1 pseudogene is annotated in these 673 nt (G+C 50.7%); it reads right to left on the bottom strand.

Annotated features, from left to right (window positions below):
• Window positions 1-658: pseudogene (locus UYI_RS0131395) on the bottom strand (photosystem II q(b) protein); the annotation flags it as partial.
• Window positions 659-673: the final 15 nt, after the last annotated feature.

Here is a 673-nt window from a genome sequence, read left to right as displayed (position 1 = left end):
TTACCAGAGAACCGTGCATTGCACTGAACAAGCTACCACCGAATACACCTGCTACACCTAATTGGTGGAAGGGGTGCATCAGGATGTTGTGTTCTGCTTGGAACACCAACATGAAGTTGAAGGTTCCAGAGATACCCAAGGGCATACCATCAGAGAAGGAACCTTGACCCAAGGGGTAGATCAAGAAGACTGCGGTTGCTGCTGCTACAGGTGCAGAGTATGCTACTGCAATCCAAGGACGCATACCTAAGCGGTAAGACAATTCCCACTCACGACCCATGTAGCAGAATACGCCGATCAGGAAGTGGAAGATTACCAACTGGTAAGGACCACCGTTGTACAGCCACTCATCAAGAGATGCTGCTTCCCAAACGGGGTAGAAGTGTAAACCAATAGCGTTGGAAGAAGGTACTACTGCACCAGAGATGATGTTGTTGCCGTAGAGTAAGGAACCTGCTACAGGCTCACGGATACCATCGATGTCTACGGGGGGTGCTGCGATGAAGGCGATGATGAAGCAGGTGGTTGCGGCTAGCAGGGTGGGGATCATCAATACGCCGAACCAACCGATGTATAAGCGGTTGTTGGTGCTGGTGATCCAGTTGCAGAACCGCTCCCATACGTTGGCGCTTTGTGCGCGTTGTAAGGTTGCTGTCATTGTTCTTATGATTGC

Source organism: Fischerella muscicola PCC 7414, assembly GCF_000317205.1.
In the GTDB taxonomy this organism is placed as follows: Bacteria; Cyanobacteriota; Cyanobacteriia; order Cyanobacteriales; family Nostocaceae; genus Fischerella; species Fischerella muscicola.
Note: the sequence above shows the minus strand (reverse complement) of the source record. Positions and strands in the feature narration are given on the sequence as shown.